General features: G+C 53.3%; 17 protein-coding genes. 12 read left to right on the forward strand and 5 right to left on the reverse strand.

The genetic code is table 11. The features are described from left to right. Positions 1 to 65: 65 nt before the first annotated feature. A complete protein-coding gene (locus tag BLP79_RS05240; protein WP_090217048.1) occupies positions 66 to 944 on the forward strand; it encodes a calcium-binding protein in 879 nt (292 codons plus the stop codon). A gap of 80 nt (positions 945 to 1,024) precedes the next feature. Here BLP79_RS05240 and grxD read toward each other — a convergent pair whose 3' ends face one another. The 5 genes from grxD to BLP79_RS05265 form a co-directional block, all read right to left on the reverse strand. Next, positions 1,025 to 1,387, reverse strand: a complete 363-nt coding sequence (grxD, locus tag BLP79_RS05245) for a Grx4 family monothiol glutaredoxin (protein WP_090217049.1) — start codon at positions 1,385 to 1,387, stop codon at positions 1,025 to 1,027. Positions 1,388 to 1,517: 130 nt separating this feature from the next. Then, positions 1,518 to 1,754 (reverse strand): BolA/IbaG family iron-sulfur metabolism protein, encoded by a 237-nt coding sequence (locus BLP79_RS05250; RefSeq protein WP_090217051.1) that lies wholly within the window; start codon positions 1,752 to 1,754, stop codon positions 1,518 to 1,520. Between the two features lie 62 nt (positions 1,755 to 1,816). Next, on the reverse strand, positions 1,817 to 2,335 hold the full coding sequence (locus BLP79_RS05255; protein ID WP_232716216.1) for a hypothetical protein: 519 nt from the start codon (positions 2,333 to 2,335) through the stop codon (positions 1,817 to 1,819). 91 nt (positions 2,336 to 2,426) lie between these two features. Then, on the reverse strand, positions 2,427 to 4,586 hold the full coding sequence (gene purL, locus BLP79_RS05260) for a phosphoribosylformylglycinamidine synthase subunit PurL (protein ID WP_090217053.1): 2,160 nt from the start codon (positions 4,584 to 4,586) through the stop codon (positions 2,427 to 2,429). A gap of 462 nt (positions 4,587 to 5,048) precedes the next feature. Beyond that, positions 5,049 to 5,954 carry a LysR family transcriptional regulator gene (locus BLP79_RS05265; protein ID WP_090217055.1) on the reverse strand — a complete coding sequence of 302 codons (906 nt, stop codon included), beginning with the start codon at positions 5,952 to 5,954 and terminating at the stop codon, positions 5,049 to 5,051. Positions 5,955 to 6,121: 167 nt separating this feature from the next. On the opposite strand from BLP79_RS05265, the gene BLP79_RS05270 reads away from it, so the two are divergent. From BLP79_RS05270 to BLP79_RS05320, 11 genes are all read left to right on the forward strand, one after another. Then, positions 6,122 to 9,541 carry an indolepyruvate ferredoxin oxidoreductase family protein gene (locus BLP79_RS05270; RefSeq protein ID WP_090217057.1) on the forward strand — a complete coding sequence of 1,140 codons (3,420 nt, stop codon included), beginning with the start codon at positions 6,122 to 6,124 and terminating at the stop codon, positions 9,539 to 9,541. A gap of 221 nt (positions 9,542 to 9,762) precedes the next feature. Continuing rightward, the gene (locus tag BLP79_RS05275; protein ID WP_090217058.1) at positions 9,763 to 10,641 is read left to right on the forward strand and encodes a lysophospholipid acyltransferase family protein; all 879 of its coding nucleotides are present in this window, start codon (positions 9,763 to 9,765) and stop codon (positions 10,639 to 10,641) included. Between the two features lie 45 nt (positions 10,642 to 10,686). Then, the gene (gene murI, locus BLP79_RS05280; RefSeq protein WP_090217061.1) at positions 10,687 to 11,496 is read left to right on the forward strand and encodes a glutamate racemase; all 810 of its coding nucleotides are present in this window, start codon (positions 10,687 to 10,689) and stop codon (positions 11,494 to 11,496) included. Between the two features lie 81 nt (positions 11,497 to 11,577). Further along, complete coding sequence (argC, locus tag BLP79_RS05285; RefSeq protein ID WP_090217063.1) at positions 11,578 to 12,606, forward strand: N-acetyl-gamma-glutamyl-phosphate reductase; 1,029 nt, start codon at positions 11,578 to 11,580, stop codon at positions 12,604 to 12,606. A 57-nt stretch (positions 12,607 to 12,663) separates the two neighbouring features. After that, positions 12,664 to 13,107: a cytochrome c maturation protein CcmE gene (gene ccmE, locus BLP79_RS05290; protein WP_090217064.1), complete on the forward strand. Its 444-nt coding sequence runs from the start codon at positions 12,664 to 12,666 to the stop codon at positions 13,105 to 13,107. A 271-nt stretch (positions 13,108 to 13,378) separates the two neighbouring features. Further along, on the forward strand, positions 13,379 to 13,990 hold the full coding sequence (locus tag BLP79_RS05295) for a holin-associated N-acetylmuramidase (RefSeq protein WP_090217065.1): 612 nt from the start codon (positions 13,379 to 13,381) through the stop codon (positions 13,988 to 13,990). Then, positions 13,987 to 14,550, forward strand: coding sequence for a holin family protein (locus BLP79_RS05300; RefSeq protein WP_090217067.1), 564 nt, complete (start codon positions 13,987 to 13,989; stop codon positions 14,548 to 14,550). The genes BLP79_RS05295 and BLP79_RS05300 overlap by 4 nt, the downstream gene beginning before the upstream one ends. Before the next feature lie 85 nt (positions 14,551 to 14,635). After that, on the forward strand, positions 14,636 to 16,591 hold the full coding sequence (locus tag BLP79_RS05305) for a heme lyase CcmF/NrfE family subunit (protein WP_090217069.1): 1,956 nt from the start codon (positions 14,636 to 14,638) through the stop codon (positions 16,589 to 16,591). Next, complete coding sequence (locus BLP79_RS05310; RefSeq protein WP_090217071.1) at positions 16,588 to 17,049, forward strand: cytochrome c-type biogenesis protein; 462 nt, start codon at positions 16,588 to 16,590, stop codon at positions 17,047 to 17,049. The genes BLP79_RS05305 and BLP79_RS05310 overlap by 4 nt, the downstream gene beginning before the upstream one ends. 180 nt (positions 17,050 to 17,229) lie before the next feature. Next, a complete protein-coding gene (locus BLP79_RS05315; protein ID WP_090217073.1) occupies positions 17,230 to 17,742 on the forward strand; it encodes a DUF2087 domain-containing protein in 513 nt (170 codons plus the stop codon). Positions 17,743 to 17,817: 75 nt separating this feature from the next. Continuing rightward, on the forward strand, positions 17,818 to 18,594 hold the full coding sequence (locus BLP79_RS05320) for an enoyl-CoA hydratase-related protein (RefSeq protein ID WP_090217074.1): 777 nt from the start codon (positions 17,818 to 17,820) through the stop codon (positions 18,592 to 18,594). Positions 18,595 to 18,601: the final 7 nt, after the last annotated feature.

An 18,601-nucleotide genomic window follows, 5' to 3' on the forward strand; every position in this document is an offset into this window, starting at 1 on the left:
TTTGCGATTTTTTTACGAACCGCTTAGTGCTTTTATAAATTGTACTTAAATTTGGAATACAACTTATGATAGGCTTATTTGCACTTGGCACTTTGGTGCTTGCCGGTTTTGCGATTGCTGATTTTGGTTCTAGTAGCAACGATGATGACGAACGTGAATTCGAGATTGGCGGTGATGAGGAAGCCAATCTGGGCGACGGTGATGATCTTTTAGATTTCGAACGGTTCAATTCAAGTTCTGACAATACGGTCATGGCTGGCGACGGTGATGACACTGTTCTTGGCGGAGGGGGGGATGATGTTCTGTTCGGCGAAGCGGGGGAAGATCTTCTAGACGGTGGTGATGATACTGACCTGATTTATGGCGGCGAAGACGAAGACACTCTAATCGGCGGGGAGGAGGCTGATCTTTTGTCGGGTGGAGAAGACGATGACACCCTTTCTGGCGATGAGGGAAATGATATTTTGATCGGTGGTGAAGGGAGCGACCGATTGGAAGGCGGTGAGGACGATGACTTTCTGGTTGGCGGCGCGTTCAATCAAGAACTAACACCAGATGTTCTGATCGAAATAGGTAGAACGGGCCAAACGCCTGCGGACCTTGAACTGGACGATGCATTTGACGGTAGCGATACGTTAGATGGCGGCGAAGGCGATGATACGCTTGTGCTTTCATCCGGGGATGTAGCAGAAGGTGGTGCGGGAGATGATGTTTTCCTCATTGATGCAACATCCGAGGGCGATGATCCTGCAATCATCAACGATTATAACCCTGCTGAAGATCAGATTACTGTCGAGTTTGAAGGTCGCTTGGTCGATACTGATATCGAAGTCTTCAGCGTCGGCGATGACGCGTTGATCTTTGAAAGCGGGCGGCTTGTTGCCGAAGTGCGCGGTGCAGCTGGCCAGTTGAGACTGTCTGATATCAATATTTCGGCAATCTAGTCCAATTCAATTCAACCCACAGAAACGAAAAATGCCCGCTGGTTTCAGCGGGCCTTTTTGTTTGCTTGAAAAGAATACGTTTACGCGTTGGCTTCGCGGATCTTGTCAGAGGCGGCTTTATCAAATGTCACACCATTGGTTTCCAGCATGGTGTCCAGCTCTCCTGACAGGGTCATCTCGACGATGATATCACAGCCGCCAACGAACTCACCCTTGACATAAAGCTGGGGAATTGTGGGCCAGTCAGAGTAGTCTTTGATACCCTGGCGGATCTCTTCATCTGCCAAAACATTTACATCGGTGTAGTCTACACCAATATAGTTCAGCACGCCTGCCACGCGGGAGGAGAAGCCACATTGTGGCATGTCCTTGGTGCCTTTCATAAACAGCACAACATCGGTGCCTTTGACGGTTTCATCAATGCGGGTGTTTGCGTCAGTCATTTGTCTATGTCCTCTCGGGCTTGCAGCCGGTCTTGGTTGACCCGGATATAGGGGAGTATTTTTAAAAAAGTAAGGCCCGCGATCAAAGGAATTCCTGTGAGAGCAGGCCAAACATGTCCGAGGCTTGCGATCACTCAGGCGCTTTGGTGGTTAAGGCCAGCGCGTGGAGTTCGCCATCGGGGCCGTCCATCTTGCCTCTTAAGGCCGCGTAAACTGCGCGTTGTTGTTGCACGCGGTTCTTGCCCCGAAAGCTTTCATCGACCACCATCGCGGACATGTGCACGCCATCATGGCCGCCAACCTGGATCTCGGCCTTTGGAAAGGCCTCGCGCAAAAGTTCTTCGATTTCATGAGCCTGCATCGGCATGGGCACGGTCCTTGTTCTATTTTCTAAAATGTAGGGCTGGGGCTATGGCTCTGCAAGCAAGATTAATCTGATCGTGGCACAAAGGGGGCAAGTTCTGGTATGAATTCCGGTACAGCCGCCAATGCGTCTTGCACTTCGGCCTCTTCGAAGTCCCAGATAGAGGTCGCGTCTTGTGGGCATAGCGCCTGTATCAAAGCGTCACAGCGGCGCGCGTATTCTGCAGAGAGCGGGAGCGTTCGGGCCTCTTTCAGGATGAGCAATGCTTCATGGATTGGGCGGATGATGCGCAGCGCGTAGGTCATATGGGGCAAAAGGTCGGGATCATCACGCCAGGTTTCGCCATCAAACAGCTCTTGTGTGATCCGCTGGCCTGCACCAGCGCAGGAATAGGCGACACAGCCGCCAAAGCCTTTGCATGTGAGATCCGCATGAATGCTGCAGCGGAAATCATCCGCTAAATTGGGGCAGGGCGTGTCTGTTTCTTTTACAATTGCAAACTCTTCGGACGCATCAAACGGGTAGGCCACACAGCACAAGGCTGCGCATTGGCTACAGTCGGCTTTAAGGTCCGGCATGGTCATCAGGAGGCCTTTCTGGCTGCAGCCCAGTTCCACAAAAAAGGCGAGAGAGCTTTTGCCCTCTCGCCTGATATTTACTCAGATGCACATGTGTTTAAGCAACCGCAGCTGCAAACCCTGCGCGGAACTGGCTGGCCAAATCCGCAAGCGGCGCTTCTGATGCACCGAATTTCACGCTGTCGCCGCCAAATTTACCGACGGTTTCAACCGTAACCCCGGCTTGTCCAGCTGCCAGCATCAGGGCTTCGGCCTGATCAAAGTTACAGGCCACCAGATACCGTGCCTGATCTTCTCCAAAGAGAACAGCCGTATCAGCACTGTCCAATTGAACACCAACGCCTGCTTCTTCGGCCAGCTCAAAGGCAGCCAGTGCAAGTCCCCCATCCGCAAGGTCGGTGCAGGCTTTGATCAAATCACGGTTGGCCCGGATAAATTCACCATTGCGCTGCTCCGCTGCCAGATCCACATGGGGCGCGTCGCCGTCTTCACGGTTAAACACCTCTGCAAGCAGCGCAGATTGACCCAGATGCGCGCCCGCGTCCCCAATTAGGATGGCCACGTGACCTTCGCGTGCTTCGCCAATGATAGGCTCTTCGTCGGCAGCAATCAGACCAACCGCACCAATGGTTGGCGTGGGCAGGATCGCCTGACCGTCGGTTTCGTTGTACAATGACACGTTGCCAGAGACGATGGGCATATCAAGCGCGGCCACCGCTTCGCCGATGCCTTTCAGCGCGCCCACAAATTGGCCCATGATTTCGGGCTTTTCTGGGTTGCCAAAGTTCAGGTTGTCGGTGGTTGCCAACGGCTTTGCACCAACGGCTGTCAGATTGCGGTAGGCTTCGGCCACTGCCTGTTTGCCACCCTCGGTTGGGTTCGCTTTCACATAGCGGGGGGTCACATCCGAGGTGAACGCCAGTTTTTTATCGGTGCCATGCACACGGATGATGCCAGATCCCGCACCGGGACGGCGCGCGGTGTCGCCCATGACGGTGGTATCATATTGTTCATAGACCCACTGTTTGCCCGCATAGTTGGGCGAGTTGATCAGCGCCTTCAGGCCATCAATCGGGTCAACGCTGGGCACGTCCGCCAGCTCTTCTGCGGCAGGCGTTGGCACCCACGGGCGATCATATTCAGGCGCGGTCGAGGCCAGTTTGGACAGCACCAGATCGGCCTTTACCTCACCATTGTGCAGGATCAAGAAGCGATCTTCGGCGATGGTTTCACCCACGATGGCAAAATCCAGATCCCATTTTACAAAGACTGCGCGCGCTTCTTCTTCCAGTTCAGGTTTCAGAACCATCAGCATGCGTTCCTGGGATTCTGACAGCATCATTTCATAAGCTGTCATGTCCTCTTCGCGCTGTGGCACGTCTTCCAGATTGAGTTTCACACCCAATCCGCCCTTATCGCCCATTTCAACAGCCGAGCAGGTCAGGCCCGCGGCGCCCATATCCTGGATCGAAATCACCGCACCGGTCTGCATCAGCTCCAGCGTGGCTTCCATCAGGCGTTTTTCGGTGAAAGGATCCCCCACCTGTACGGTTGGGCGTTTCTCTTCGATGGTGTCATCAAATTCGGCAGATGCCATGGTTGCGCCACCTACGCCGTCACGGCCGGTTTTTGCCCCCAAGTATACAACAGGCATACCAACGCCTGACGCGGCTGAATAGAAAATGCTATCGGTCTTGGCCAGCCCCGCCGCAAAAGCGTTCACAAGGCAGTTGCCGTTGTAAGCCGGGTGAAAGCGGACCTCACCACCGGCGCAAGGCACGCCAAAGCAGTTGCCATAACCGCCAATGCCTTCGACAACGCCATTGACCAGTTGGCGGGTCTTGTGGTGCGCAGGTTCACCAAAGGATAGCGAATTCATCGAGGCGATGGGGCGGGCCCCCATGGTGAAAACATCGCGCAAAATACCGCCAACACCAGTTGCTGCGCCCTGATAGGGTTCAATGTACGACGGGTGGTTGTGGCTCTCCATTTTGAAAACCACAGCGTCGCCATCGCCAATATCCACGATGCCTGCGTTCTCACCGGGTCCACAGATGACTTGTGGGCCTTCGGTTGGCAAGGTGCGCAGCCATTTCTTAGATGACTTGTAGGAACAATGCTCGTTCCACATGGCTGAGAAAATCCCCAGCTCGGTGAATGTCGGCTCGCGCCCGATGATCTCAAGGATCAGATCATATTCCTCAGGCTTGAGCCCGTGGCTTTCAATCAGTTCAGGCGTGATTGCTGGTTCCTGCATGCTGGTCTTCCCGGTGGCTGAGTTTGGCCGCCTTTTAGGACAAGCAAGCGCATTGGGGAAGTCTAAAGACGCAAACTAGGCGTGGTTATTGAATTTGCGCGCCGTTTGGAGGCATAGGTCACGGGGACGCAGGTCATAAAAGGGCGCAGGTTCATCTTTGCACTGCATAGAGTTTGAGCACTTAAGACCTAAAAGGCAATAAAACCCGATCAAAATCTAGACACGTCAGGTTTTGACAGTTTTTTCAGGATATTTTTTGACATTTCTTATGGAGTTGCAGAGAAAAAGCGCCGATTAAATCAAAAAAAAGGCCGAGCAAAAAGCTCGGCCAGTCCAACAGGGAGGTATGAAGTACGGCGTGTGCCGTCGTCTTCATACTTTTCATTTAGGCAGGGCTTGCTTCCCGTTCAAGAGTATTTCCACGTTATTAACAACAAGCCTGCTATGCGGTTTTCGCATAGCTTATAGTTTACCCATCTCTTTCATATGTTTGCGGTGTTCCATGATCTCGCTTTGCACGAAGTCACGAAATGCTGCAATGCGGCGTGAGTGGCGTAATTCTTCAGGATAGGCGAGGTAAACAGGAACTGCGCTGGTGTCTTCTTCCAGAAGCACCGGTACAAGGCCGGGAAAGTCCTCAACCACATAATCGGGCAGAATACCAATGCCAAGATCATGCACCACGGCCTGCAACACACCGAAATAATTATTCACGCTCAGGATCGAGCCGGGCTGGTTGCCCATCAATTTCTTCACCAAAAGCGCCGCAGAGCCTACCTGAGGCGTACTGGTATTCTGACAAATCAGCCTGTGATCTTTGATATCAACAATCGTAGAAGGGGTGCCGTGTTTTTCCAGATAGGCCTGCGACGCATAAAGCCGCATCTGAACGGTCATCAGGCGTTTGCGGATCAGATCCGCTTGGCTGGGCTCTTTCATACGAATGGCAACATCCGCTTCGCGCATGGGAAGGTCCAAAACGCGTTCTTCCAGCATCAGGTCGATATTGAGGTTGGGGTAAATCTCATACAATTTTGTCAGGCGCGGGGCCAGAAACAATGTGCCAAGCCCAACTGTCGTGGTGACGCGCAGCTCGCCAAAGACTTCTTCTTCGCTGTCGCGGATCCGGGCAGAGGCCGCTTCAAGGCGCTGGCTCATGGCTTGCGTGGCGTCAAACAACAGTTCGCCCTGTTCGGTCAGAATCAGACCACGTGCATGGCGGTGAAACAGGGTGGTGTTTAACCGCTCTTCCAATGCACGGACCTGCCGACTGACCGCAGATTGCGACAAGTTCAATTTATCACCCGCGTGGGTCAGGCTACCTGCATCGGCCACGGCGTGAAAGATTCTAAGCTTATCCCAATCCATGTTCAGCGCTCTCTTTTGTTTGATGTTTATTATAGCGGAGAAGGCCTTCTTTTCCATTTCCGTCCCGTCACTTCAACACGAAGTGACGAAAAAACATCTATTCAGGTCAGTGTTTATGACCTACTTTGAAGAAAGGAAGAGCAAGCTGATCTGGTGAGGAGGCCGCGATGAGCACGCAGAAAATCTCTCTGAACGATAAATATGATCTGAAAAAGTCACCTATCCTGTTAAATGGCACACAAGCGCTGGTGCGCTTGATGCTGATCCAGCAGGCACGTGATAGGGCTGCAGGCCTGAACACCGCAGGTTTGGTGACGGGGTATCGTGGATCGCCTTTGGGGGCGGTGGACCTGCAGATGGCGCGGGCTGAAAAACAGCTGAAAGCTGCCGATATAACCTTTCAATACGGATTAAACGAAGACCTTGCAGTGACCCAGCTTTGGGGGGCGCAGCAGGCAGAAATCCGGGGCGAAGGAAAATATGATGGTGTCTTTGGCCTTTGGTACGGAAAAGGCCCCGGCGTTGATCGCTCCGGCGATGCTTTGCGTCATGCTAATATGGCGGGCACGTCAAAATTTGGCGGTGTCCTTGCGGCAATGGGCGATGATCACACCGGCGAAAGTTCAACCGTGCTGCATCAATCAGAATGGTCCTTGCTGGATTGTTACCTGCCCATCCTTAGTCCGGCTGGCGTTCAGGAAATCCTGGACTACGGTGTCTACGGTTATGCCCTTAGCCGGTTTTCAGGGCTTTGGGTTGGCCTGAAAACCATGAAAGACACGATCGAAGTCACTTCGGTTGTGGATGGCGCTGCAGATCGGATGCAACTCGTCACGCCTGAATTCGATGTCCCCCCGGATGGTTTGAATATTCGTCTTGATGATGATCGTTTCCGGCAAGAAACCCGCATTATTGATTACAAGCGTTTTGCGGCTGAAGCCTTTAGCCACGCCAATAAGATGGACAAACGGATCTGGGGCAAACCCGGTGCAAAAATCGGATTTGTCGCTGCCGGCAAGAACTGGTTGGATCTGGTGCATGCCCTGAAACTTTTGAACATTGATGAAACCATGGCGGAGCGCCTTGGGATTACCACCTATAAGGTGGGCCAGACCTGGCCGATGGATATCAAGGGTTTTAACGATTGGGCTGAAGGGCTGGATCTGATTGTTGTTGTGGAAGAAAAGCGCAAACTGATCGAAATCCAGATCAAGGAAGCGATCTTTGATGATCGGCGCGGGCGCCGGGTTTATGGTTGGTACAAGGGCGGGGCAGGGACACTGCATCGCGAGGAGCTGTTTCCTACCAAATTTGCGCTTGATCCTATCATGATTGCAGAAAAATTGGGTGAAATCCTGTGCGAAGAGGGGCGCGATACAGAAGCCATCCAAGCGGGGCTTGCTGCGTTGGTGGATGCAAAACGCGCTGATAATGCCGAAGAAATCACGACCCGCATGCCGCATTTCTGTTCAGGCTGTCCGCATAATTCATCTACCCGCCTGCCTGAAGGTGCGCGCGCCTATGCTGGCATCGGCTGTCACTTTATGGTGCAATGGATGGACCGCGAAACCGTTGGGTCCACCCAGATGGGCGGTGAGGGGGCAAATTGGATCGGCGAAGCGCCGTTTTCAACGCGCAACCATGTGTTCCAGAACCTTGGTGATGGCACTTACAATCATTCCGGCGTCCAGGCCATTCGCGCAGCTTTGGCCGAAGGCACAAATATCACGTATAAGATCCTCTATAACGATGCGGTTGCCATGACCGGCGGGCAACAGGCGGAAGGCGGATTAACGGCTCCACAAATTGCGCATGAACTGACCGCGATGGGCGTGAAATCCATTGCCGTTGTTTATGACGATAAAGAAGATGTTGATGCCAGCCAGTTTCCCGGCGCAACCCTGATGCATAAACGCGCTGACATGCTGAACGTGCAGCGTGATTTTGAACAGATCGAAGGTGTGTCGGCAATTATCTATGTGCAGACCTGTGCCGCCGAAAAACGACGCCGGCGCAAGAAAGGCACCTTCCCGGATCCCGACAAACGGGTTTTCATCAGTTCGGATATCTGTGAGGGCTGTGGCGATTGTGGGGTGCAATCCAATTGCATTTCCATTGTGCCAAAAGAAACAGAACTTGGCCGCAAGCGGGCGATTGATCAGTCCAGCTGCAACAAGGATTTTTCCTGTGTAAACGGGTTTTGCCCCTCTTTCGTGACCATCAAGGGCGCAAAAATTCGCAAACAGGCCACCGCATCGCTGGATTTACCAGACTTGCCCGCGCCGACATTACCTGAGATCAAAGGCACCCATAATATTGTGATTACCGGCGTTGGGGGCACGGGTGTCGTCACTATCGGCGCGGTCCTGGCACAAGCGGCACAGCTGGATGGAAAAGGTGCCGGCATGATGGAGATGGCAGGCCTTGCCCAAAAAGGAGGCGCGGTCCACATTCATTGCCGCCTGGCCAATCACCCGGATGACATAAGCGCCATACGTGTTGCAACAGGTGAAGCCCATGCATTGATCGGAGGCGATCTGGTGGTGAGCGCGGGCGCCAAGACATTGGGGCTGACACAAACGGGTAAAACCGGCGCGGTGATCAATTCACATGAGATTATCACCGGCGAATTTACCCGTGATACCGAATTCACCATTCCTGGCGACCGCCTGCAACTGGCGCTTGAAGCGCGCCTGCGCGCGGGGCTGGATCTGTTTGATGCAACCGAACTGGCACAGGCCACCATGGGCGACAGTATCTACTCCAATATGATGATCTTTGGTGCAGCCTGGCAACGTGGTCTGGTGCCTGTGTCATTTGAGGCACTTATGCAGGCCATAGAGTTGAACGGTGCGGCGGTAGAGCGCAACAAACGCGCTTTTGCGATTGGCCGCTGGGCGGTTCTGCATGCCAAAGAAGCCGCAAAGCTGGCCGCTCCCAATGTGACGGCCTTGCCACAGACTCCAGATGCAGCAATCGCGTTTCGGATCGACCATCTGATTGCCTATCAGGGCAAATCTCTGGCACAGCGATATCAGCAGCGTCTGGATAGTATTTCCGATCCTGCGTTAAAACTTGCGGTTGCCAAGGGCTACCACAAGCTGTTGGCCTATAAAGATGAATATGAGGTCGCACGGCTGTTGCAAAAGACCCGCGAACAGGCTGAAGCGCAGTTTGAGGGCGATCTGGAGCTGACCTATAATCTGGCTCCGCCCATCTTGTGGGGAAAAGACAGCGAGGGGAGACCCCAAAAACGTGCATTTGGCAGCTGGCTTGAACGTTTTCTACCTATGCTTGCAAGTTTGAAAGCTCTGCGCGGTACACCCTTGGATCTTTTTGGCTATACAGCAGAACGGCGCATGGAGCGTGCGTTGATAAAACAATACGAGCGCGATCTGGACCAATGGTTTCCTAAGGCGCAGGAGGTGTCCCAGGATGCACTGCTTGCGTTGGCAGAGCTGCCTCTGTCGATCCGTGGCTTTGGTCCCGTGAAGCTGAAAAATGAAGCGCGTGCGGCCAAGCGTCGAGAAGAAATTTTGGCCCAATTGCGTGCGGGGCATGCCCAATTCAAGAAGGCTGCAGAGTAGTCTTTGTCAGGCAGACGGGGGGGGGCTCCCGCCTGTTTGGCGCACATTAAAATGTGCACGGCACAGTTGGGCCAGGCGCGGCCCCTTCGGGACCGCGCCCTTGTTGCAACCGCTGGGAAAAAGATCGCGCCTACGTGAGACAAGCAGGCTGGCGCATTGCCGTGCGACATCGTATTTTACACCTGAGCACCTTTAGTAAGAACAGCGATAAGAGATACGACATGTCCAGCCAACGACAGATTGTGCGTGATATATCTTATGCGCATTCTGCACAAACCCGATCGGGCCGGGCGATGATCCGAGTGATGGAGAATTCCACCGGGCGTCTACGGTTGATCCGCAGAGCCAAAGGATATGAGAATGACGTCGCCAATGGGCACAGCTTTTGGCAGGTGATGGTTGAACGCTACGGGTTGAGCCTGGACATTGTCGCAGGAACGCTTGCAAATATTCCTCAAGATCGCCCAGTTTTGTTAATTGCAAATCACCCCTATGGTATTTTGGACGGTTTGATGATGGGCCATATCCTGTCGCGGGTACGCGGCGACTTTCGCATTTTGGCGCATCAGGTTTTCAAACGCGCAGAAGAGGTCAATAAGGTCATTTTACCTGTTGATTTTGCTGAAACGAAAGAAGCGTTGCGCACGAATTTGATGACCCGGAAAGAGGCCTTGCAGTATCTTTCAAACGGTGGCGCAATCGGTATTTTTCCGGGAGGCACTGTGAGCACAGCAGTCACCCCCTTTGCGTATCCAATGGATCCGGGATGGCGCAGTTTTACCGCCCGTATGATCGCAAAGTCAGATACGGTTGTGGTGCCGCTGTTCTTTGAAGGGCATACCTCGCGTCTTTTTCAGATCGCGAGCCACTTGCATGCCACTCTGCGCATGGGGTTACTGATCAACGAATTTCGTAAGCGTGTAGATACTCCTGTCAAAGTTGTCATTGGAAACCCTATTGACCGTGATAGGCTGACACCTTTGGCCACAGACGCAAAAGCAATGATGGATTTCCTGCGTAAAGCGACGTATGAGCTGTCTCCAACACCTCTTAGATCCACAGAATACGGGTTTGAGTTTGAGGAAAAACACCGGGCTTAAGAAAAACAACACTTAATGTCTGGTTGAGACAAAGATGAGGGTCGTGTGGCTGTAGGTATATTTGATTCCGGTTTGGGCGGTTTGACCGTATTGAATGCGGCGCAAAATCGCTTACCCGATGTAGAATTTCTGTATTACGGCGATAATGCATGCGCGCCTTACGGTGTGCGGGATGCAGAAGATGTGTACCAGCTCACCAAAGCAGCCGTCGAAGATATGTGGTCCAAAGGATGTGATCTGGTTATCCTCGCCTGTAACACTGCATCGGCAGCAGCGTTGCGCCGATTGCAAGAAAACGGTCTGCCCGAAGGCAAGCGGGTGTTGGGGGTTTTTGTTCCGCTGATCGAAGCCTTGACCGAACGCCAATGGGGGGACAATTCCCCTCCACGTGAGGTCGCCGTTAAACATGTAGCCTTGTTTGCAACCCCTGCCACTGTCGCCAGTCGCGCCTTTCAGCGCGAGCTCGCGTTTCGCGCGATTGGTGTCGATGTGGAAGCGCAATCATGCGGCGGCATTGTTGATGCAATTGAAGAAGGCGATTTTGTACTTGCCGAAGCAATGGTGCGCAGCCATGTGGATGCGCTGTTGCGCAAAATGCCAAAACCCGAAGCCGCAATTTTAGGCTGCACGCATTACCCGTTGATGGCGGATGCCTTTCAGGCCGCTTTGGGCGAGCATGTGAAAGTGTTCAGTCAGGGGGATCTGGTTGCCGAAAGCCTTGCAGATTATCTGGAGCGGCATCCTGAGATGCTTGGGCAGGGTTCGGGGGGGTATTTCACCACCGGTGATCCAGACCGCGTTAGCAGTCGTGCGACGCAATTCTTGCGACGAGAAATGCGATTTGAAGCAGCGTAATACCTCTACGCCTGACTTTTGTGTCCATTGCCCAATTGAACGCGCCCAAAAGAGCGCAAAGACTGACCGACGAGATCTGACATGACCCATAAAATCGCTATTCTTGGTGCCTCTGGTTATACTGGCGCTGAATTGGTACGGCTGATTGATCAACACCCGAATATGGAGATCACAGCCCTGAGCGCTGAGCGCAAAGCCGGGCGCACCATGGCAGACGTATTCCCGCATCTGCGCCATATTTCTCTTCCAACGCTTTGTAAGATATCAGAGATTGATTTTTCTCAAGTGGATCTGTGCTTTTGTGCGCTGCCACATAAGACCAGTCAGGAAGTGATCAGCGCACTGCCCAAAAATCTGAAGATTGTCGACCTTTCAGCCGATTTTCGACTGCGGGATCCAGAGGCTTATGAACATTGGTATGGCAATCCTCATACGGCAGTTGAGATGCAAGAAGAGGCGGTTTACGGGTTGTCAGAATTTTATCGCAACGACATCAAATCAGCACGTCTTGTTGCGGGGACAGGGTGTAATGCCGCGACGGGCCAATTTGCGTTGCGCCCTTTAATTTCAGCGGGCGTGATTGATCTGGATGACATCATTCTGGATCTTAAATGCGCGGTATCAGGCGCAGGTCGCGCGCTCAAAGAAAACTTGCTGCATGCAGAATTGAGCGAAGGCTATAACGCCTATGCGATCGGCGGGACGCATCGCCATCTGGGAGAGTTTGATCAGGAGTTTTCAAAACTCGCAGGGCGGCCCGTAAAGGTCCAGTTCACACCACACCTTTTGCCTGCAAATCGCGGAATTCTGGCAACCGTCTATGTGAAAGGCGACGCAGAAAAGATCTATCAGACCTTTGCAGCAGCCTATGCAGATGAGACATTTATCGAGCTGCTGCCTTTTGGAGACGCGCCTTCAACCCATCATGTGCGCGGTTCTAACTTTTGCCACATCGGGGTGACCTCTGATCGAATTGCGGGGCGTGCGATTGTGATTGCGGCACTGGATAACTTGACAAAAGGTAGCAGCGGTCAGGCCTTGCAGAATGCCAATCTCATGCTAGGTGAAGAAGAAACAGCTGGGCTGATGATGGCGCCCCTGTTCCCATAGCCTTGCAAGAGGCGATCATGATAAGGCAAAGGCGCTGAGGTCTTTGAAAATAGAGCGATGAAAACGTTAAAGAAACAGCGTCGTATTCAAGTTGTAGCAGTGGCAGCCATTGCTTTAACGCTGGCCACAGCGCTTATCGGATATGCCATGCGGGATGGGATCAACTTTTTTCGCTCTCCCAGTCAGGTCGCTGAGGAAGCACCGGATTCTTCTGAGGTTTTTCGATTGGGCGGCCTTGTGGAAACCGGGAGCATCCAGCGCGGTGAAAACGGCGTAATCCGTTTTGTGGTCACAGATGGGGGCGCGTCGGTTCCGGTGATGTTTAACGGTGTGGTTCCAGATCTATTTGCGGAAGATCAAGGCATGATCGGAACCGGCCGTTATGTGAATGGTGTTTTTGAAGCATCTGAAATCCTTGCCAAACACGATGAGACTTACATGCCTAAAGAGGTTGTCGACGCGCTGAAAGAGCAAGGCGTTTACAAAGAGACTGACAGCTAAGATCTATTTTGGATTACAGGGAGGGCTCCCGCCTGAACTGCGCCTCCCTTTTTAACAAAAGAGAGACGATTTCAGTTGGGCGTGGCACCGCGCGCGGTGCCACGCCCAACACTGCCAGGGGGTCTTGCCATTTATGGCAAACACCCGCAGGGGCGGGAGCCCTTCTTTTTCTTGTATGTTCTGGCGTTGCGCCATGGCCGGGCGCTGCAGAATTCTAGAATTAAGATCTTTCACACATCCTCTTACCGTAGCCCCAGGTAGGAGTTTAAATATGCGACATATAAAAGACATTGCCGAGGATATCGTGGCCCGAGAGGGCGGCTATGTAAACGATCCTGATGATCCGGGTGGCGCGACCAAATACGGGGTGACACTCCACAGCTTACAGGCGCTTGCCCAGGACATAAACGGCGATGGTCAGATTGATCTGACGGACCTCCACGCCCTGCGCAAAGAAGATGCAGCGCAGATTTTCCTACAACATTATTTCTTTCACCCGCAGATTGATCATCTCCCCAAATCTTTGCAGGCGACTGTCTTTGATATGCAGGTGAATGCTGGGCGCAATGCGGTGAAGATTCTGCAGCGTCTTTTAAATCAGATGGGGCACACACTGGCGGTGGATGGGGCGATCGGAGCACAAACAGTTGCAGCTGCACAACGCGCTGCTGAGGTCGATGCCGAGGCTTTGACAGACGCCTATGGTATCGCGCGCCGCATCTACTATTTTAGACTTGCGGATCGTCGCCCAGCCAGTCGCAAATTTGCACGCACGCGGGACGGGGGCAAAGGCGGGTGGATCAAGCGCGCTGAAGAATTCATTTCAAAAGCATATCACCTCACGCCGACAGAATTTCAGCAACGCGTGGCGCATTGGTCATGATTCCCGCGCTTTTTCAGATCCTCTTTGGCAATCAACGAAACCTGCTCAAAGAAACGGCCGAGGTCTTTCGTAAAAACGCAGAGGAAGAAGGGCAACGCGCCCATGACTTCCAATTGGCGACCCTCGCGCAGCTTTCAGCGGAATTTCAACGTGCGGACAGCCATCTGTTTGATCGACTGATTGATGGTGTCAATCGTCTGCCGCGCCCTTTGTTGGCGCTTGGGACATTTGGGTTATTGATTTCTGCGATGTTTGACCCGGTTTGGTTTGCAGCACGAATGCAGGGGCTTGCCCTGGTGCCAGATCCATTGTGGTGGCTATTGGGCGTTATCGTCACCTTTTATTTCGGGGCGCGACATCAGATGAAAGGACAAGCGCATCAGACGCAGATTGCACAGGCCCTGGCACATTTACCACAAGTCATTGAAACACTTTCAGTAACTGACCAGCCCCGCACTGCGCAACATGAAGAAGAGCAGCCAGATCCAACTGTCAGCGATCTTTCGTTGGATCAAAACCCGGCTTTGATGCGTTGGCATCAAAGCAATGCGCAAGCGTAAGCTGCCTTCAGAAAAACGCCCCTGCGGCTCCACGACGCGGCCAATTTCCATTGGCCCGTCCCCCGGTCCAAAGTATAGAAAGGCTATGATTACAGAACTTGGCCACTTTGCCCTGATCCTCGCCTTTCTTATTGCCATTGTTCAGATGGTGGTGCCCCTTGTGGGCGCACATAAACGCTGGCCCGGCTGGATGGCCCTTGCAGAACCTGCTGCACAGGCACAATTTGCCTTTACGGCATTTGCCTTTGCAGCCTTGATGTGGGCTTTTATCACCTCTGATTTCTCTTTGCTTGTGGTGGTGCAAAACAGCCATTCGGCAAAGCCAATGCTCTATAAAATTGCGGGTACTTGGGGCAATCACGAAGGGTCGATGCTGCTTTGGGTGTTGATTGTGGCCTTGTTTGGCGCGCTGGCCTCGGTGTTTGGCGAAGGATTGCCGCCGACACTTAAGGCACGGGTTCTGTCCGTACAGGCGGCGATTGGCGTTGCCTTCTTTGCCTTTATCCTGTTCACATCCAACCCGTTTTTACGTCTTGCTGTACCGCCGATGGATGGCCAGGATCTGAATCCACTGTTGCAGGACCCCGGTCTCGCCTTTCATCCACCGTTCCTGTATCTTGGGTATGTTGGGCTTTCGATGGCGTTTTCTTTTGCTGTTGCTGCCCTGATCGAAGGACGTGTTGATGCGGCATGGGGGCGTTGGGTCCGTCCATGGACGCTGGCCGCTTGGGTGTTTCTCACCATTGGGATCGGTCTTGGATCTTGGTGGGCCTATTATGAGCTGGGCTGGGGCGGGTTTTGGTTCTGGGATCCGGTGGAAAACGCATCTTTCATGCCCTGGCTTTTGGCAGCCGCGCTGCTGCATTCTGCCATTGTGGTGGAAAAGCGCGAGGCTTTGAAAAGCTGGACAATCCTTCTCGCGATCCTTGCCTTCGGGTTTTCATTGATCGGTACTTTCATCGTGCGTTCCGGGCTTTTGACGTCGGTCCATGCTTTTGCCAATGATCCTGAACGCGGCGTGTTTATCCTGTTGATCTTAGGGGTCTTTACGGGGGGAGCACTGTTGCTATTTGCGCTGCGTGCTCAGACGATGGAGGCAAAAGGGGTCTTTTCCCTGATCAGCCGCGAGTCCGGTCTGGTCGTGAACAATGTTTTGCTAGCCGTGTCCTGTTTCGTTGTGTTTTTCGGCACGCTTTGGCCAGTGGTGGCTGAAATGGCATTTGATCGGAAACTGAGCGTTGGTCCGCCTTTCTTTGATCTGGCGTTTTCTCCATTCATGGTTCTACTTGGATTGGTGTTACCAGTGGGCGCGATGCTGCCTTGGAAACGTGGACGCGTAAAACGTACCCTGTGGCAATTGCGATATGTATTTGTGCTGTCACTTGCGCTGGCTGCACTGGCTTATGCGCTACAAAGCGGACGTTCAGCGCTTGGACCTGTTGGACTGTTTTTGGGCGCATGGGTGGTAACGGGCGCATTTACAGATCTGTGGCTGCGTACAGGCAAAGGCGGGGTTTCCCGCCTGATACGTCTGCCGCGCGCAGATTGGGGCAAAGCGGTCGCACATGCTGGCCTTGGCGTTACAATCTTTGCCATCGCAGGGCTGACCGCCTGGGAGGTTGAAGACATCCGCGTTGCTGAAGTCAACAAACCTTTCAAAGTGGCCAACTATGAGCTGATCCTAAAAGGCGTCCGGCGCGAGCAGGGGCCAAATTATTTCGCAACAGTTGCTGATATTGACGTGCGCCACAAAGGAGCCGCGCTGACACGACTGACGCCTGAAAAGCGCGATTATCCCGTTGCGCAGATGCCGACAACTGAAGCCTCGATCGACTATCGTCTCACCCGTGACCTTTATGTTGTGATAGGGGATCAGCAATCTAACGGCGGCTGGACGGTGCGCACCTACATCAAGCCTTTGGCCAATTGGATCTGGGGGGGCTCTATTCTAATGGCGCTGGGGGGCTTGCTCAGCTTGTCAGACCGTCGTTTCCGTGTGGCTGCCGGTGCACGCAAACCACAAGGAGTGCCCGCGGAATGAAACGCAACCTGATTACTTTACTGGCCTTTGTGACCTTTGCCGCGCCTGTGCTTGCCGTACAACCTGATGAAATCCTCACAGATCCAGCCTTGGAAGCGCGCGCGCGGGATCTGTCCAAAGATCTGCGTTGCCTCGTATGCCGCAATGAAAGCATCGATGAATCCAACGCAGAACTGGCCCGTGATCTGCGCCTTTTGGTGCGCGAGCGCTTGGTGGCCGGAGATACGGATGACGAAGCGATTTCCTATATCGTCAATCGATATGGTGAATATGTTTTACTGCGGCCAACCACATCTGGCGCGAATTGGCTGCTGTGGGCTGCAGGGCCTGTCATGCTTTTGATCGGGGCGGGCGTTGGTGGTGGATTCTTGCGCAACCGCGCAAAGGCAACATCGCAGGGTGAAACTGACCTGAGCGCGGATGAAAAGCAACGTTTGGCTGAAATCCTGAAGGATTGATTGTAGATTTCGGAGTAGACTGCTATACGAGCCTTGGTCAGCAGTTCACCAAGGCTCCGCCAGTTGCTAAACCTGCTTTGTTAGACTTTGTGATCCTGCGATGATCTTTTAGGATACCCACGGACAACGGCGGACCTCCATGCGTTTCATAACGTGCGTGGTATCCTCAGGAGAGAACGCATGCCGCGAGATATTATACGCGTGACCATCGAAGATCTGTCACAATTTGCGAAAACGCTTAGATCTGATCTTCCCAACCCACCGAGCCATGTTGAAACACTGTCGCTGATTGCGCGTGCTGCAGGGTATCGCAACTTTCAGCACCTGCGTGAGAAAAATACGCCCCTGCCTCAGGCGAATGATAAACAGGTGCGCCGTGCATTGCGCTATTTTGATGAGACAGGTGTGATGGTTGAATGGCCTATACGGCGCGGGGTGAGAGAGCTGTGTGTCTGGGCAATTTGGGCTAATTTACCCAGTCGGCAGAAATTGCATGAACGTGAGATCAGCGCATTAATCGACACTTACACCCAGTTTCGGGATGCAGCCCAAATTCGCCGAACGTTGGTCGATATGGGGCTTTTGGTGCGTGAGAGTGATGGAAGTAATTATCAAAGGTTGCACAAACGCCCATCAGCCGAAGCGCAAGTTCTGATACAGCGGATCGCCGCACGTCAGAAAGAACGCAGCTGACGCGGGGTTTGGCTTTTCCCTGCCGTCTCTCTAGGCCACAGTGCAAGAGCAGAGAGAAACGGCGGGGAGCCGACGATGGACTACAGCGAAATTCAATTTTCTATTCAGGATAATCTGGCGCTTTTGACGTTGAACAGACCGGCAAAGCGGAATGCTTTGACGGCACAGATGCGATTGGAAATCACTCATGCTATTCGGCACGCCAGTGATCATGCCCGTTGTCTGGTCATAACCGGGGCAGGCGATGCCTTTTGTTCTGGACAGGATCTGAGCACCGCAGACAGCCGCGGCCGGATGGATCTGGAACGCGTGTTACGCGATGAATACACACCCATGTTAGAAGCATTGGCCCAATGTCCTGTGCCGACGCTTGCCGCTGTGAACGGCGCAGCTGCCGGGGCAGGGGCTAATCTGGCACTGGCTTGTGATGTCGTAGTGGCAAGTGAGGCGGCATATTTCACACAGGCCTTCACCAAAATTGGCCTGATGCCAGATGCAGGCGGCACCTGGACCCTGCCGCGCCAGATCGGTCAGGCCAAGGCGATGGGCGCGGCCTTGTTTGCAGAACCAATCAGCGCCACTGATGCCAGTGCGATGGGGATGATCTGGGAGGCTGTAGCAGAACGCGACTTTGTGGATCAATGGCGCGCGCGGGCGAAGCATCTCAGCGAGGGGCCGACGCGCGCCTATAGTGCGATTAAAACAGCATTGCGAAAGTCGCAGCAAAATAGCTTTGACGCGCAAATGGATTATGAAGCAACCCTGCAGGGCCAGTTGGGGCATACGCGTGATTTTCTGGAAGGGGTGACAGCGTTTCAGGAAAAACGCCCTGCCAAATTTGAAGGTCGTTAAAACCTTT

It is taken from the genome of Epibacterium ulvae (assembly GCF_900102795.1).
Lineage (GTDB): Bacteria > Pseudomonadota > Alphaproteobacteria > Rhodobacterales > Rhodobacteraceae > Epibacterium > Epibacterium ulvae.

Bases quoted from the DNA above. Each gene is read 5' to 3' on its own strand.
- BLP79_RS05240 (WP_090217048.1), top strand. From the start codon at position 66: ATGATAGGCTTATTTGCACTTGGCACTTTGGTGCTTGCCGGTTTTGCG.
- grxD (WP_090217049.1), bottom strand. From the start codon at position 1,387: ATGACTGACGCAAACACCCGCATTGATGAAACCGTCAAAGGCACCGAT.
- BLP79_RS05250 (WP_090217051.1), bottom strand. From the start codon at position 1,754: ATGCCGATGCAGGCTCATGAAATCGAAGAACTTTTGCGCGAGGCCTTT.
- BLP79_RS05255 (WP_232716216.1), bottom strand. From the start codon at position 2,335: ATGACCATGCCGGACCTTAAAGCCGACTGTAGCCAATGCGCAGCCTTG.
- purL (WP_090217053.1), bottom strand. From the start codon at position 4,586: ATGCAGGAACCAGCAATCACGCCTGAACTGATTGAAAGCCACGGGCTC.
- BLP79_RS05265 (WP_090217055.1), bottom strand. From the start codon at position 5,954: ATGGATTGGGATAAGCTTAGAATCTTTCACGCCGTGGCCGATGCAGGT.
- BLP79_RS05270 (WP_090217057.1), top strand. From the start codon at position 6,122: ATGAGCACGCAGAAAATCTCTCTGAACGATAAATATGATCTGAAAAAG.
- BLP79_RS05275 (WP_090217058.1), top strand. From the start codon at position 9,763: ATGTCCAGCCAACGACAGATTGTGCGTGATATATCTTATGCGCATTCT.
- argC (WP_090217063.1), top strand. From the start codon at position 11,578: ATGACCCATAAAATCGCTATTCTTGGTGCCTCTGGTTATACTGGCGCT.
- ccmE (WP_090217064.1), top strand. From the start codon at position 12,664: ATGAAAACGTTAAAGAAACAGCGTCGTATTCAAGTTGTAGCAGTGGCA.
- BLP79_RS05295 (WP_090217065.1), top strand. From the start codon at position 13,379: ATGCGACATATAAAAGACATTGCCGAGGATATCGTGGCCCGAGAGGGC.
- BLP79_RS05300 (WP_090217067.1), top strand. From the start codon at position 13,987: ATGATTCCCGCGCTTTTTCAGATCCTCTTTGGCAATCAACGAAACCTG.
- BLP79_RS05305 (WP_090217069.1), top strand. From the start codon at position 14,636: ATGATTACAGAACTTGGCCACTTTGCCCTGATCCTCGCCTTTCTTATT.
- BLP79_RS05310 (WP_090217071.1), top strand. From the start codon at position 16,588: ATGAAACGCAACCTGATTACTTTACTGGCCTTTGTGACCTTTGCCGCG.
- BLP79_RS05315 (WP_090217073.1), top strand. From the start codon at position 17,230: ATGCCGCGAGATATTATACGCGTGACCATCGAAGATCTGTCACAATTT.
- BLP79_RS05320 (WP_090217074.1), top strand. From the start codon at position 17,818: ATGGACTACAGCGAAATTCAATTTTCTATTCAGGATAATCTGGCGCTT.